At 72.7% G+C, this 14,470-nt stretch carries 14 protein-coding genes; 6 read left to right on the top strand and 8 right to left on the bottom strand.

The features are described from left to right. Nucleotides 1-81 precede the first annotated feature (81 nt). The 3 genes from pstS to BJF86_RS01305 form a co-directional block, all read right to left on the bottom strand. Nucleotides 82-1,203, bottom strand: a complete 1,122-nt coding sequence (gene pstS / locus BJF86_RS01315; protein ID WP_075816655.1) for a phosphate ABC transporter substrate-binding protein PstS — start codon at nucleotides 1,201-1,203, stop codon at nucleotides 82-84. A gap of 228 nt (nucleotides 1,204-1,431) precedes the next feature. After that, nucleotides 1,432-4,002, bottom strand: a complete 2,571-nt coding sequence (clpB, locus tag BJF86_RS01310; RefSeq protein WP_075816654.1) for an ATP-dependent chaperone ClpB — start codon at nucleotides 4,000-4,002, stop codon at nucleotides 1,432-1,434. 115 nt (nucleotides 4,003-4,117) lie between these two features. Further along, nucleotides 4,118-4,972, bottom strand: a complete 855-nt coding sequence (locus BJF86_RS01305) for a ZIP family metal transporter (protein WP_075816653.1) — start codon at nucleotides 4,970-4,972, stop codon at nucleotides 4,118-4,120. A 6-nt stretch (nucleotides 4,973-4,978) separates the two neighbouring features. Here BJF86_RS01305 and BJF86_RS01300 point away from each other — a divergent pair, with 6 nt between their 5' ends. After that, nucleotides 4,979-5,494, top strand: a complete 516-nt coding sequence (locus tag BJF86_RS01300) for an O-acetyl-ADP-ribose deacetylase (protein ID WP_075816652.1) — start codon at nucleotides 4,979-4,981, stop codon at nucleotides 5,492-5,494. 142 nt (nucleotides 5,495-5,636) lie between these two features. Then, entirely contained in the window at nucleotides 5,637-5,759 is a 123-nt protein-coding gene (locus BJF86_RS19255; protein WP_269087244.1) for a hypothetical protein, read from the top strand. A gap of 49 nt (nucleotides 5,760-5,808) precedes the next feature. Here BJF86_RS19255 and BJF86_RS01290 read toward each other — a convergent pair whose 3' ends face one another. The 5 genes from BJF86_RS01290 to BJF86_RS01270 form a co-directional block, all read right to left on the bottom strand. Further along, nucleotides 5,809-7,044: an MFS transporter gene (locus BJF86_RS01290; RefSeq protein WP_075816651.1), complete on the bottom strand. Its 1,236-nt coding sequence runs from the start codon at nucleotides 7,042-7,044 to the stop codon at nucleotides 5,809-5,811. Next, nucleotides 7,041-8,147, bottom strand: coding sequence for an ATP-binding protein (locus BJF86_RS01285; protein ID WP_075812055.1), 1,107 nt, complete (start codon nucleotides 8,145-8,147; stop codon nucleotides 7,041-7,043). Before BJF86_RS01285 ends, BJF86_RS01290 begins: the two co-directional genes overlap by 4 nt. Beyond that, nucleotides 8,077-8,526 (bottom strand): response regulator transcription factor, encoded by a 450-nt coding sequence (locus tag BJF86_RS18500; protein ID WP_075816650.1) that lies wholly within the window; start codon nucleotides 8,524-8,526, stop codon nucleotides 8,077-8,079. Before BJF86_RS18500 ends, BJF86_RS01285 begins: the two co-directional genes overlap by 71 nt. 127 nt (nucleotides 8,527-8,653) lie before the next feature. Beyond that, nucleotides 8,654-9,328 carry a response regulator gene (locus BJF86_RS01275; protein ID WP_075816649.1) on the bottom strand — a complete coding sequence of 225 codons (675 nt, stop codon included), beginning with the start codon at nucleotides 9,326-9,328 and terminating at the stop codon, nucleotides 8,654-8,656. Next, the gene (locus BJF86_RS01270; protein WP_075816648.1) at nucleotides 9,325-10,620 is read right to left on the bottom strand and encodes a sensor histidine kinase; all 1,296 of its coding nucleotides are present in this window, start codon (nucleotides 10,618-10,620) and stop codon (nucleotides 9,325-9,327) included. Before BJF86_RS01270 ends, BJF86_RS01275 begins: the two co-directional genes overlap by 4 nt. A 164-nt stretch (nucleotides 10,621-10,784) precedes the next feature. On the opposite strand from BJF86_RS01270, the gene BJF86_RS01265 reads away from it, so the two are divergent. From BJF86_RS01265 to BJF86_RS01250, 4 genes are all read left to right on the top strand, one after another. Next, on the top strand, nucleotides 10,785-11,678 hold the full coding sequence (locus tag BJF86_RS01265) for an ABC transporter ATP-binding protein (protein WP_075816689.1): 894 nt from the start codon (nucleotides 10,785-10,787) through the stop codon (nucleotides 11,676-11,678). Further along, entirely contained in the window at nucleotides 11,675-12,592 is a 918-nt protein-coding gene (locus BJF86_RS01260) for an ABC transporter permease (protein WP_075816647.1), read from the top strand. Before BJF86_RS01265 ends, BJF86_RS01260 begins: the two co-directional genes overlap by 4 nt. 200 nt (nucleotides 12,593-12,792) lie before the next feature. Then, entirely contained in the window at nucleotides 12,793-13,743 is a 951-nt protein-coding gene (locus BJF86_RS01255) for a type IV toxin-antitoxin system AbiEi family antitoxin domain-containing protein (protein ID WP_075816646.1), read from the top strand. A gap of 219 nt (nucleotides 13,744-13,962) precedes the next feature. Continuing rightward, nucleotides 13,963-14,427, top strand: coding sequence for a hotdog fold domain-containing protein (locus BJF86_RS01250; RefSeq protein WP_075816645.1), 465 nt, complete (start codon nucleotides 13,963-13,965; stop codon nucleotides 14,425-14,427). Nucleotides 14,428-14,470: the final 43 nt, after the last annotated feature.

The raw sequence follows: 14,470 nt of genomic DNA, 5'->3' as shown, positions 1-14,470 counted from the left end.
ACAGGGGGCGGGCACGCCCCGACCGGCGGTCGACTCCTCGGTCGACCGCCGGTCCGGGGTGGCACGTGGGCGGGACAGGTGTCAGCCGCCCTGGATCGTGTCGATGAGCTCCAGCGCGCTGGTGCGGGTGTCCTCGGAGATCGGGGCGGACCCGGCGGCGTCGGAGGCGGCCTGCTGGCCCTCCTCGGAGACGACGTAGGACAGGAAGTCCTTGACGAGGTTGGCCCGCTCCGGGTCGTCGTAGGAGGTGCAGGCGATGTGGTAGCTCACGAGGACGATCGGGTAGGTGCCCGACTCGGTGGTGTCACGGGCCAGCTCCAGGGCCATGTCGCCCTCGACGCCGGTGTCGGCCGGCTCGGAGGCGTCGACGACGTTGGCCGCGGCCTCCGGGGAGAAGGTGACGAACTCCTCGCCCACGCCGATGGCGGCGGACTGGCCGGTGACGACCGAGGCGTCGGCATACCCGATCGTGCCCTCGTTGTCGTTGATGACCTGGATGACGCCGGTGTTCTGCGCGGCGGCCTCGGCCGGGACCGGCCAGGCGTCGCTGGGCTCGTGCGGCCAGGAGTCGGGGGCGGCGGCGGTGAGGTACTCCATGAAGTTCTCGGTGGTGCCCGAGTCGTCGGAGCGGTGGACCACGGTGATCTCGGTGTCCGGGAGCTCGGCGTCCGGGTTGTCCTCGGCGATGGCCGCGTCGTCCCAGGTCGTGATGTCCTGGTTCATGATCTGCGCCAGGGTGTCGGGCGAGAGCTGCAGGCCGTCGACGCCGGGCAGGTTGTAGGCGACCGCGACCGGGGAGATGTAGACCGGGACGTGCACGGCGCCGCCGTCACCGCAGGTGTCGGTCACCGCCTCGCGCTCCTCCTCGTCCAGGTAGGCGTCCGAGCCGATGAAGTCGGAGGCACCGGCGATGAGGTTCTCCCGGCCGGCGCCGGAGCCCACGGAGTTGTACTGCACCGTCACCTCGGGCTGGGTGCCCTGGTAGCCGGCGATCCAGGCGGTCATGGCCGCTTCCTGGGAGGACGCGCCCGAGCCGAGCAAATCGCCGGAGAGCGTCTCGCCGCCCTCCTCGGAGCCGGCGTCGGAGCCCTCGTCGGACCCCTCGTTGCTCGAGGTGGTGGGCGCGTCGTCGCCGCAGGCGGCGAGGGTGAGCGAGGCCGCCATCGCGATCGCGACGGTCGGACCAAAGCGGTGGAGCTTCACGGGTTGAACCTCTCTGCACGTCTTCCAGGACAGCCGGACGCGCCAGTGAGACGGCGCCCGGTTCGTGGTGGCGGCGTCGCCAACCGAGGTCGAACCTAGGGAGCACACGTGACGTGCTCGGGCGTGAGAGGTGAATGCCGCGTGAACGACGGTCGAAGTTCCGCGGGTGGTATGCCCGGGGCCCCGGCGACCTGCCGCGACCCCGGGTGAGGGTCGTCCGCCCGCGCGTCAGCGCAGGACGAGGTCGCCACCGTCCGGATCGACGTCGACCACCACCGTCGCGCCGTCGCGGACGTCCCCGGCGAGCAGCGCCCGCGCCAGGCGGTCACCGATCTGGGTCTGCACCAACCGGCGCAGCGGCCGGGCCCCGTAAGCGGGGTCGAAGCCACGCTCGGCCAGCCACCGGGAGGCCGCGTCGGTCACCTCGAGGGAGATCCGGCGACCCTCCAGCCGGCGGCTCAGCTCGGCCACCTGGAGCCCGACGATAGTGGCCAGCTCGTCCTGGCTGAGCGGGTCGAAGATCACGACCTCGTCGAGCCGGTTGAGGAACTCGGGCTTGAAGCTGGCGCGGACCGCGCTCATGACCTGCTCCCGCTTGGTGGCCTCGTCGGTGGTGGGGTCGATGAGGAACTGGCTGCCCAGGTTGGAGGTCATCACGAGGATGACGTTGCGGAAGTCGACGGTGCGCCCCTGGCCGTCGGTGAGCCGGCCGTCGTCGAGCACCTGCAGCAGGATGTCGAAGGTCTCCGGATGGGCCTTCTCCACCTCGTCCAGCAGCACGACCGAGTAGGGCCGGCGCCGGACGGCCTCGGTGAGCTGCCCGCCCTCGTCGTACCCGACATACCCGGGGGGTGCGCCGATGAGGCGCGCGACCGCGTGCCGCTCCGCATACTCCGACATGTCAATGCGGACCATCGCCCGCTCGTCGTCGAAGAGGAAGTCCGCCAGGCTCTTGGCGAGCTCGGTCTTGCCGACCCCGGTGGGGCCGAGGAAGAGGAAGGAGCCGGTCGGCCGGTCCGGGTCGGAGATGCCAGCCCGCGCGCGGCGGACCGCGTCGCTCACGGCGCGCACGGCGCGCCGCTGCCCGATGAGCCGCTCGGCGAGGACGTCCTCCATCCGCAGCAGCTTCTCGGTCTCGCCCTCGAGCAGCCGCCCGGCGGGGATGCCGGTCCAGGCCGAGATGACGTCGGCGATGTCGTCGGCACCGACCTCGTCCTTGACCATCGGCGCACTCTCGGTGTCTGTGCTCAGCGCGGACTCCTCCTCCTGCGCAGCCACCAACTCGGTCTCGGCCGCGGGGATCTCGCCGTAGAGCAGCCGGGAGGCGCCTTCGTAGTCACCCTGCCGCTGCAGCCGCTCGGCCTGGGTGCGCAGGTCGTCGAGCCGCGCCTTGAGCTCGCCGACCCGGTTGAGCCCGCCCTTCTCCGACTCCCAGCGCGCGGTGAGCGCGGCCAGCTCCTCGCGGCGGTCGGCGAGGTCGGCGCGCAGCTTGGCCAGCCGGGCCTGCGAGGCCTCGTCGTCCTCGCGGGCGAGGTGCATCTCCTCCATGGTCAGCCGGTCGACCTGCCGCTGCAGCTGGTCGATCTCGACCGGGGAGGAGTCGATCTCCATGCGCAGCCGGCTCGCGGCCTCGTCGACGAGGTCGATGGCCTTGTCCGGCAGCTGGCGGCCGCTGATGTAGCGGTCGGAGAGGTCGGCGGCGGCGACGAGCGCGGAGTCCTCGATCGCGACCTTGTGGTGCGCCTCGTAGCGCTCCTTGAGGCCGCGCAGGATCGCCACGGTGTCCTCGACGCTGGGCTCGCCGACGAAGACCTGCTGGAAGCGGCGCTCCAGCGCGGGGTCCTTCTCGATGTTCTCGCGGTACTCGTCCAGGGTCGTCGCGCCGACCATGCGCAGCTCGCCCCGGGCGAGCAGCGGCTTGAGCATGTTGCCGGCGTCCATCGAGGAGTCGCCGCTGGCTCCGGCGCCGACGACGGTGTGCAGCTCGTCGATGAAGGTGATGACCTGGCCGTCGCTGCCGGTGATCTCGGCGAGGACCGCCTTGAGCCGCTCCTCGAACTCGCCGCGGTACTTCGCGCCCGCGACCATCGACCCCAGGTCGAGCGAGATCAGGGTCTTGTCGCGCAGCGACTCCGGCACGTCGCCGGCGACGATGCGCTGGGCCAGACCCTCGACGACGGCGGTCTTGCCGACGCCGGGGTCTCCGATGAGGACCGGGTTGTTCTTCGTGCGGCGGGACAGCACCTGGACGACCCGGCGGATCTCGGAGTCACGGCCGATGACCGGGTCCAGCCTGCCCTCGCGGGCCAGCGCGGTGAGGTCGGTGCCGTACTTACCCAGGGCGTCGAAGGTCGCCTCCGGCTCGGCGGAGTCGACCGCCTTGCCGCCGCGCAGCGCCGGGATCCGCTCCGCGATGGCCTCGGCGTCCAGGGCCGGGAAGGCCCCGGAGCGGGCGAGCGCGAGGAGCAGGTGGTCGGTGGAGACGAAGGAGTCCCCCATCGCCGACATGGCGTCCTGCGCGCCCTTGATGACGGCGTGCATGGCGCGGGACAGGCCGGGGTTGCCCATGCTGGACCCACTCGCGGTCGGCAGCCCGGCGAGGGCGGCCTGGGCCGCCTGGCGTGCGGTGTCCGGGCTGGAGCCGCTCGCCTCGAGCAGCGGCCCGGTCGTGGTGTCTCCCTGGTGGGTCAGCGCGGACAGCAGGTGCGCCGGCTCGACCTGCGCGTGGCCGGCCGCGGCGGCGTCGCGCACCGCGGTCGACAGGGCCTCCTGGGCCTTGGTGGTGAGGTTGAGATCCATGGGTATGCGGTGCTCCTCCCGGCCCTCGCTCGGGGCCGCTCGCGTCGGTCAGTTCACTATCATGTCCAACCTGACCAAAGTTGAGTCTATTCCGCTCAACCCTGAGAAGAGGTCCTCAGAGCCGCAGCAGGGCGAGCGAGAGGAGCATCACGGCCGCGCCCGCCACGAAACCGAGCACCAGGGCACGGCGAGACCCGGCATGCTTGCGTGCGGTGGGGAGCAGCTCGACGACGCTGACGGCGACCATCATCCCGGCCACCAGCGCCAGCGACAGGTCGATCCAGCCCTCCGGGAGCAGAGCCTGCAGGACGAGGTAGCCCAGCACCGCGCCCACCGGCTCGGCCAGGCCCGAGGCTGCCGCCCACGCCATGGCCCGGGCACGGCTGCCGGTCGCGGCGTAGATCGGGGCCGCGACGACCAGGCCCTCGGGGATGTTGTGGATGGCGATGGCCGCGGCGAGCACCACCCCCACCGTCGGGTCGTCCAGGGTGGCGACGAACGTCGCCAGGCCCTCGGGCAGGTTGTGCAGCCCGACGACGCCGGCGAGGAGCAGGCCGGTGCGGAGCAGGCCGACGTCGAGATCGCCGGACCGGACCCGCCGCAGGTCCTGCCCGCCGCCGGCCTCGGCCGGGGTGAAGCGGTGCGGCATGAGGTGGCAGAAGAGGTGGACGACTGCGCCGCCGACGACCATCGCCCCGAGCACCGAGAGCAGGGCGGCCCGGGTACCGACGACCTCGGACAGCGCGCGCTGCGCCGAGGGTGCGATCTCGACGACGGAGATGGTGATCATGACCCCGGCCGCGAAGCACAGCGCCGCCGCCATCACCCCGGGGCGCAGCGCGACGCGCCGCGTGCCCAGCCAGCCGCCGACGCAGGTCGACAGCCCGGCCAGGACGGTGACGGCGAGCGCCAGGGCCACGGCATACCTCCTCGGGACGGCCGTGCGAAGTATGCCGGATCGCGCCACCATGGCCGCATGGACATCTCGGCACAGCTCGGCGACATCACCCAGGTCGACGTGGACGCGGTGGTCAACGCGGCCAACTCCACCCTCATGGGCGGGGGCGGTGTCGACGGGGCGATCCACGCCGCCGCCGGGCCGGAGCTGCTCGATGAATGTCGCCGGGTGCGGGCCGCGCGCTGGCACGACGGGCTTCCCGTCGGCGAGGCGGTCGCGACCGGGGCCGGGCGCCTGCCGGCGCGGTGGGTGATCCACGCGGTCGGCCCGAACCGGCACCGTGGCCAGACCGACCCCGAGCTGCTCGCGTCGTGCTTCCGCCGCAGCCTGGAGGTCGCGCAGGAGGTGGGTGCCAGGTCGGTGGCCTTCCCGGCGATCAGCGCCGGGGTCTATGGCTGGGACCCGGGTGAGGTGGCGCAGATCGCGGTGGCGACGGTGCGGCATACCGGGGAATCGGTGCCGGGGGTCGAGGAGGTGCGCTTCGTACTCTTCGGCGAGGACGTGCTGGCCCGCTTCGAGCACGCGCTGGCGTGAGCGCCGCCGGGCTGGGCCCGCGACGACGACCGGCTCGTGTGGGCGGTGGTCGACCGGGCCGGCGGCGGGGCTGCACCGGGTCGGGCTGGAGGTCTACGCCTGCAACCCGCGGGCACGGCGGGTCTACGAGAAGGTCGGCTTCGTGCTCGAGGGCACCCAGCGGGAGGCGTTGCGGTATGCCGACGGCTGGGTCGACTGCCACGTCATGGGGCTGCTGGCGAGCGACTGGGCCGCTCGCCCCGATCGAGGACCGACGTCGCCCTAGCACCACCCTCATCGGGAAGTCTGCCGATGAGGGTTGTGCTGGGCCGTGATCACTCCCGAGGGGGCGGGGCGGATGTCCGGGCCAGCGTCTCGGGGGCGCGGAGCCAGACCAACGCCCCCAGCAGGCTGACGGCGCCGGTCGTCGCCAGGGCCGTGCCGAAGCCGACGAGGTCGACGACCAGGCCGGTCAGGACGGGTCCGACGATCACCCCGACGTCGGTGGCCATCTGGTAGGTCGACAGCACCGTGCCGCCCTTGCGCTCCTGACCGACGATGTCGGCCAGCGCCGCCTGCTGCGCCGGGTTGACGAAGCCTGCTCCCACCCCGGAGACCAGGCTCAGCCCCAGCAGCACGGCCAGCGACGACGCCTGCCCCAGCCCGGGTAGCAGGCTCAGCCCGAGCATGCCGAGCGACAGCGCAGAGGTGGTCATGCCCGCGATGATGAGCGGGCGACGACCGATCCGGTCGGCGAGCCGTCCGGTGATTTGCAGCGTGACGGCGGTGCCGAGGGCGGCGGTGGTCAGCGTCGCGCCCGCCACCCAGGTCTCGTCGCGGACGGCGGCGGCGAGCAGCGGGATGACCGCCATCCGGACACCGAGGTTGGCCCACCCGTTGGCGACGCCGCACGCCAGCGCCGCCCGGTATGCCCGGTCCCCCAGCGCCTCCCGCACCGTCAGCACGGGGCGGTCGGCCTCCCCCGGCGGTGGGCGCAGCCGTGCGCCGCCCAGCCCGACGCCGACCACGAGAGCGGCGAGGACGAGGGCGACGGCATACACGACGAAGGGCACGCGCATCCCCCACCCGGCGATGAGGCCGCCGATGACCGGCCCCACCATGCTGCCGATGATGAAGGAGCTGCCCCACAGCGAGGACACCCGACCCCGGATCGACGGCGGCGCCAGCCGGACGACCAGCGCGATCGCCGAGATGGTGAACATGGTCGAGCCGAGGCCGCCGAGCCCGCGGAAGACGAGCAGCTGCCAGTAGGTCTGCGCGAAGGCCGTCGCCAAGGAGGAGACGGCGACGACGAGCAGCCCGGTGAGGTAGACCGGCCGCTCCCCCAGCCGCTGGACCAGGCGACCACCGGCGGGCGCGAAGACCAGGCGGCAGAAGGCGAAGGCGGAGACCACGATCGTCGCGGCGGTGGCGCCGACGTCGAAGGACCGGGCGAAGCCGGGGAGCACGGGCGAGACCAGCCCGAAGCCGACGGCGATGACGAAGGAGGCGCCGACGAGGATCCAGATCTCGGACGGGATGCGGACCCGCTCGTGCGTCGCGGCGCTCACCGGCGCCTCAGGTGCTCGCGGAGGTAGGGCAGGGCCACGTCCACGAGGCCGTGCCCGGCCGGCACGATGAGCTCCCGGTCCATGAGGCGGCCGCGGATGACTCCCCCGTGCTGCTTGCTGACGCCGAGCCGCTCCGCGACCTCCCCGGTCGACGAGGGACCGTCGTCGAGCGCCATCGCTTCCAGGTAGTCCAGCTGGCCCTGCGGGACCCCGCGCAGCGCCGGGGTGTGGACCAACCGGCTCATGCGGTCCACGACCACCGGCAGGGTGCCCTCCACGTCGCCGTGGGTGATGACCTCGGCGTCGCCCGCCGCGCGCCAGGCCTGGTATCCCACGAGCTGCAGGAGGTAGGGGTAGCCGTGGGCGATGGCACCGAGCCGCTCGGTCGCCTCCGCGCTGATCACCCGCCCGGCCGTGCGCACGGTCTGCACCGCGGCATCGCGCACCTCCTCCTCGCGCAGCGGCCCCAGGTCGACCCGCTCGGCCCGCCGCAGGAAGGTCGAGCCGTGCTGGTCTAGCAGCGTCCCGATGCCCGAGGGCAGCCCCGCGCCGACGAAGGCGACCTCCCGCTCGTCCCGGACCAGGTGCTGGTAGGCCGAGGCCAGCCGGGCCACGTCCTCGATCGGCGCGGCCTGCACCTCGTCCAGCGTGAGGAGCACGCCGCTCCCGTGCGATTCGGCGATCTGCACGAGGCGAGCGAGCATGGTGCTCACGCTCTGGTCGACCGGGTAGGTGTCGGTGGTCTCCGTGGTCAGCGAGCCCACCGCGCTGATCCCACCCCCGGTGACCCGGCGCTGCTCCGCGGCAGGGTCGTGCTCGGCGAGCAGCGCCGGCAGCACGCTGCGCTCCAGCTCGACCAGCAGCCCCGGGCCTTCGGGGAGCCGGATGACGTGCCACCCTCGCGCTCGCGCGCGGTCCTCCAGCTCGTTGAGCACCACGGTCTTGCCCATCCCGCGGGGCCCGCTCAGCAGGACCGAGCGCATGGGCGACCCGGGGCCCTCGTCGAGGGCCGTGTCGAACTCCTCCACCAGGTCACCACGCCCGGCCAGCACCCGCGGGCTGGCTCCGAAGCTCGGTCGGAAGGGGTTGCCGCGACGCGGCATGCGTCTCACCTCTCGTCGGTCCTGCTGCTGTTTGATCTGTTGTACCACGCCAAGACTGTTTTACCTGTTTTACTTGACGGATCTCGTGCTGACCCGTCGTCGACACCCAGGAGCTGGGCATACCGCGAGAGGTCGACGTTGCCGCCGGTGAGCACGACCCCGACACGCTCGCCAGGTCGCACCGGCGCAGCACCTCGAAGCCGTCGATCCCGGGGATCATGAGATCGAGCACGACCAGGTCGGGCCGCACGTCCGGGAAGGCGCGCACCGCGACCAGCCCGTCCGCCGCCTCGTGCGTGGGCAGCCCGGCCCGGTGCAGGTAGGCACAGACGACCTCCCGCACCGTCGCCTCGTCCTCGACCACCAGCACCGTGCCCACACGGCGAGCGTATGCGCTCGCGCCGGCGCGAGTCCTTACCCTTCGCTGACGCGGTTCGCGCGGCGGCTCGTCACACGTGGTCCCGAGCACCGTGCCGGCGGGCCCGACCCGCTGAGCTGCGCCCGGCTCAGTGCTCGGCGTCGTGGACGAGCAGCGCGACCTGGACCCGGTTGGTCAGGCCCAGCTTGGCCAGGATGCTGGAGACGTGCGCCTTGACCGTCGGCACGCCGAGGTAGAGCTCGCGCGAGATGTCGGCGTTGGAGCCGCCCTGGGCCACCGCGCGGGCCACCTCGACCTCACGCTCGGTGAGCCGGTCGAGCTGCGCCCGGGCGCGGTCACCCCGGTCGTCCGGGGCGGCGGTGGCGCCGCTGACCTCCCGGACCAGGAGGGCCGTCACCGACGGCGAGAGCGCATGGTCGCCGGAGGCGACCTCGTGCACCGCGGCGACGAGCCGCTCCGGCGGGGTGTCCTTGAGGACGAAGCCGCGTGCCCCGGCCCGCAGCGCCCCCAGCACCAGCTCGTCGGCGTCGAAGGTGGTCAGGACCAGGACCTTGGCCTCCGGCCACGTGGCCAGGACGTCACGGGCCGCGCTCAGCCCGTCCACCCGCGACATCCGGATGTCCAAGAGGAGCACGTCGGGCCGGTGCCGGCCGACCAGCTCGACGGCCTGGTCGCCGTCCTCCCCCTCAGCGACGACGTCCACCCCGTCCGGGCCGCCGAGCAGCATCCGCAGCCCCGCCCGCACCAGCGGGTCGTCGTCGACGAGCACCACCCGGGTGCGCCTCCCCGCCGTCTCCGTCATCCCTGTCCCTCCTGCTGCCACGGGAGCCAGACTCGCACGACGAACTCGCCCGCCTCGACCCCGGCCTCGAAGCGGCCGTCGGCGAGGTGCACCCGCTCGGCCATGCCCGGCAGGCCCATCCCCGAGGACGGCGCCGAGCCTCCGGTCGGGCCGACCGCGTTGCGGACGACCACCTCGAGCCCGTCCTCCTCCGACCCGGCAACCCGGACCCGTGCGACGGAGTCGGGAGCATGCTTGCGGGCGTTGGTCAGCGCTTCCTGCACGACGCGGTAGGCGTGGCGTCCGACCAGGTCGGACAGGTGGACGGAGCGGGACCACAGGTCGGGGTCGGCCTCGAGCAGCACCTCCTGCCCTCTGCTCGTCGCCTCGGCCACGAGGGACGGCAGCGCCGTCAGGGTCGGCTGCGGCGCCTCGACCTGGCCGGTCTCGAGTGGGTCCGGATCCTCCTCGGCCCGCAGCACACCCAGGACGTCACGCAGCTCCTGCAGCGCCTGGTGCGCCCCGTCCCGGACGATCTCGGCGCTGGCCCGACGCTCCTCATCGCTGAGGTCGGGCCGGTGCGCGAGGGCACCCGCATGCATCGCGACCAGCGACAGCCGATGACCCATGACGTCGTGCATCTCCCGCGCGATGCGGGCCCGCTCCGCCAGGCGGGCCTGCGACACCCGCGCGGCCTGCTCCCGGCGCGCGGTCTCCGCCTGCGAGCGCCAGCTCGCGATCAGCTGTCTGCGACCACCGATGTTCCACCCGATGAGCCCGACGATGCAGAAGACCAGCAGGACGACGAGGGTGTTGATGCCGACCTGCCACAGGGAGCCACCGTCGGCGTAGGCCGGGTCGTCAGGCAGCAACGTCGGCGCGACGAGCGTGTCGTAGGTCAGGCTGATGAGGGCGTTGAGCGCTAGGACGACCAGCAACGGGGGGAGCCGGCGACGGGTGGCCAACGACAGGACGGCGAGCAGGGCTGCCGGGGCGCCCCAGGCGGAGACCGCGCTGAGCAGCGTGACCACCACCGCGACGGTGGCCGGGCGGCGACGGCGGAAGGCCACGAGCAGCACGCAGAGCTGCCCGACCAGCAGGTCGAGCACGAGCAGGACGTCGACCGCTCCCGTCCGCTCTAGGTCGCCCTGGCCCGCGGGCGACAGCCCGAAGACGACGAGCCACAGCAGCCCACCGAGCAGCCAGACCGTGCCCAGCCGCCAGGCCTGCTGCCACGGACGCAGGTCGGGCGGGTCGACCGCGGGGTCCGACGGGTCGGCGTGGACCCGGTCGGAGGGCAGGCTGGGGGGCATACCTGTGACGATAGGCCGCGCCGCCGCACCGGGGCACCCGTCCACCGGCGGGACCACCCCCTACCTTGGTCGGAGACGGAGCCCGATCGGACGAGACCGTGGTCGTGCTCGACCGAGACCTGGGACCGATGCCCGCCCGTGCCACCGGACGGCAGGCTGGACGCATGATCCAGATCGAGAACCTCACCAAGCGCTACGGCAGCTTCACCGCCGTCGACGACGTCACCTTCACCGCGCGGCCTGGCCGCGTCACCGGCTTCCTCGGCCCCAACGGCGCCGGCAAGTCCACAGCGATGCGGATGATGTGCGGGCTCACCCCCGCCACCTCGGGCACCGCGCACATCCTGGGCCGCCCCTACCGGGCGCTGCCCAACCCCACGACGCACGTCGGCGTCATGATCGACGCCAGCGCGCAGCACGCCGGGCGGACCGGCCGCGAGGTGCTGACCCTCGCGGCGATCCTCGTGGGGGCCGGCCGCGGCAAGGTCGACGAGGTGCTGGACCGGGTCGGCCTGTCCAGCCGCGAGGCGGAGCGCCGCGTCGGCAACTACAGCCTGGGGATGCGGCAGCGTCTCGGCCTGGGGGCCGCGCTCGTCGGCGACCCGGGCGTGCTCATCCTTGACGAGCCCGCCAACGGCCTGGACCCGGGCGGCATCCACTGGATGCGCGAGCTGCTGCGCGGGTATGCCCGCGACGGCGGCACCGTGCTGCTCAGCTCGCACCTGCTGTCCGAGGTGGAGCAGGTCGCCGACGACCTCGTGCTCATCGGTCGCGGCCGGATCGTGGCGCAGGGCGCCAAGGACGAGCTGCTCGCCGAGGCCGGGGTGGTCGTGGACGCGACTGACCGGGCCGCGCTGCACGCGGCGCTCGAGCGGGCCGGCTTCGCGCCGGTCGCCCGCCCGCGCGGCGGCTTCACCGCGACCGCGCAGACCGCGCAGATCGGTGAGCTCGCGCTGGCCGAGGGGCTCGTCATCACCGACCTCGGCGCGGCCGGCGGCGGCCTGGAGGAGATGTTCCTCAGCCTCACCGCCGACGACGCCCGCGAGGTCGCGGCATGAGCACCTCGACCGGGCACTCAGCAACCACCAGCATCGAGGACGGGGACCAGACCATGACCACTTCCACGGCGACCGGCACGGCCGCGACCACCCACGACCCGACCGACGCCCGACCGGGCGGGGCCTCGGGGGCGAGCGGGACGGCACACCAGGGACCGGAGCCCACCGGACCCGGGCTCTCCTTCGCCCGGCTCTTCCAGGCCGAGCTGCGCAAGACCGTCGACACCCGCGCCGGGCGGTGGCTGCTCGTCGTCATCGTCGCGCTGACCGTGCTGGCGATGGGTCTGGTGATGTGGTTCGGGCGCGAGTCGGGCGCGGCCTACGCCACGCTGCTGGCGACCGCGGTGACGCCGCAGGCAGTGCTGCTGCCGGTGCTGGGCATCCTCACGGCGGCCTCGGAGTGGAGCCAGCGCACGGCGCTGGTGACCTTCACCCAGGAGCCGCGGCGCATGCGGGTCATGGTCGCCAAGGCGCTCGCGGCCGTCGCCCTCGGGCTGGTCGTCGTGGCGATAACCTTCGGGCTGGCCGCCCTGGCCCACGTCATCTCCGCGAGCATCGCCGGCGGCGACATCGACCTCGGCGTGCCGGGTCACGTCTACCTCGGCGCCGTGGTGCTCCAGGTGATCTACGTGCTCATGGGTGTGGGCTTCGGGGCGCTCTTCCTCAACGTGCCGCTGGCCATCGCCGGGTTCTTCGTGCTGCCGGTCATCATGAACCTGCTGGCGGCGACGGTCACCTGGATCAGCGAGCGCGCGGCCTGGATCGACCAGACCATCGCGCAGATGCCGTTCATGGCGGTCGACGCCGCGCCCACGGGCGAGCAGTGGGCCCAGCTCGGTGTCACCTCGATCTGGTGGGTCCTCATCCCGCTGGCCGTGGGCCTGTGGCGGGTGGCGCGCCGCGAGGTGAAGTAGCGGCCGGGCGGGCATACCTGGCCCTCCCCAGCCTCCCCTCCCCCATTCCCCCCCCGAACCGGAGAGTGACCACGGGATAGCAGGACCTTCATCGGGAAGTTCGCCGATGAAGGTTCTGCTATGCCGACGTTGGTCCGGGCTCTCGTCGGGCCTGTGGACAGGATCTGCGGGCGACCGCCCCGCAGGGGCACAGTCACGGTATGCCTGATCCCACCCCCGAGCTCCCGATCCCGCCGGCCGAGCTGGCCTCGCTACGGCACCTGCTCAGCCTGGGCCACGGGACGGTGACGACGCCGGACCTGCGCGCCCTCGGCCTGGGGACGGCGCGGATCGCGCTGCTGCAGCGTCACCAGATCCTGTTGCGTGTCGGGAGATCCGCCTTCGTCGACCACCAGGCCGACGCCATGGCCTCGCCCCGCGAACGCCACGTCCTCCAGGCCACGGCCGTGGCCCGGACCTGGCCGGCAGGCGTCGCCCTCAGCCACCTGAGCGCCGCGCTGGCGCTCGAGCTGCCGGTGCCCGCGCTGCCGGACCAGATCCACGGGTGCCGCCTCGGCACCGGTCAGCACCGCAAGAACGACGTCTACACAATCCACACGGGCTACGTCGGTGCCTCGTCCTCCAGCTGGCACGGCATCGAGCTCCTCGAGCCACGCTTCGTCATCATGGGGGTCGCCGAGGAGCTGGGCCGGGATGCCGCGGTCATGGCGGCAGATGCTGCGCTTCACCGCGAGCTGGTCACCGTCGATGAGCTGACCGCGGCCTGCGAGGCCAGGCCCAACCACCCCGCTCACGCGCTGCTGGAGCGCAGCATCGAGCTGGTGGACGCGCGGACCGAATCGCCAGGCGAGACGCGCACCCGCCTGATCATGCTGGGCCTGGGCTTCACGCCCGTGCCGCAGGTCGTGATCCGGGACAAGCAGGGCGCTTTCATCGGCCGGGTCGACTTCCTCATCGCCGGGACGAAGGTGGTGGTGGAGTTCGACGGGATGACGAAGTATGCGTCCGCGCAAGACCTCGCAGACGAGAAGCGTCGTGAGCTGCGCCTGCAGCGGGCCGGCTACGTCGTGGTGCGCCTCGTCTGGACAGACCTGGCTCACCCGGAGCGGATTCGTCGCCTGATCCTGGACGCCCTGGCGGCGGCACCCTGAGGCGGAACCCCCTCGACGTCGCTGAAGTGGGGACCGGCCGACCCATCACTCCTGTCGCGTCATCGGCAACCCCTCCCCCGCCGGCATACCTCCTTCCCGCCGGGAGTGACCACGGGGTAGCAGAACCCTCATCAGGAGGTTCGCCGATGAAGGTTCTGCTATGCCGACGTCGGTCCCGCGATCGGCGCGGTTACCGGCCGGTCACCTAGGCTGGGAGGTATGCCCGACGTGCTCGCCCTCTACCGCCGCGCCGGCGCGGTCCCCGTCGTCGGAACGCGCCTGTTCGACCTGGCGTTCAGCCAGATGGCGCCCTACTTCGCGACGATCCGTCCGCGCTTCACCCGGATCGAGCCCCACCGCGCCGAGGTCGTGATCCGCAAGCGGCGTCGGGTCACCAACCACCTCGGGACGGTGCACGCGATCGCGCTGTGCAACGGGCTGGAGGCGGCGATGGGGGCACTCGCCGAGGCCACCATCCCGGCAGGGCGGCGGTGGATCCCCAAGGGGATGGAGGTCAGCTATCTCGCCAAGGCTGTCGGCGACGTCACCTGCATCGCCCAGACCGATGCTGCGCAGTGGACCTCCGGAGACCCGGACCTGCCGGTCCGCGTGCGCGGCCAGCTGGCCGACGGGACCGTCGTCATCGAGGGCACGATCCGGCTTTGGGTGACGGACAAACCCTGACCCGCCCGTGCCCAGTGCGACCGGCGCGAGGAACCCGGGCATA

The sequence above is a fragment of the Serinicoccus sp. CNJ-927 genome, assembly GCF_001942435.1.
Lineage (GTDB): Bacteria > Actinomycetota > Actinomycetes > Actinomycetales > Dermatophilaceae > Ornithinicoccus > Ornithinicoccus marinus.
Note: the sequence above shows the minus strand (reverse complement) of the source record. Positions and strands in the feature narration are given on the sequence as shown.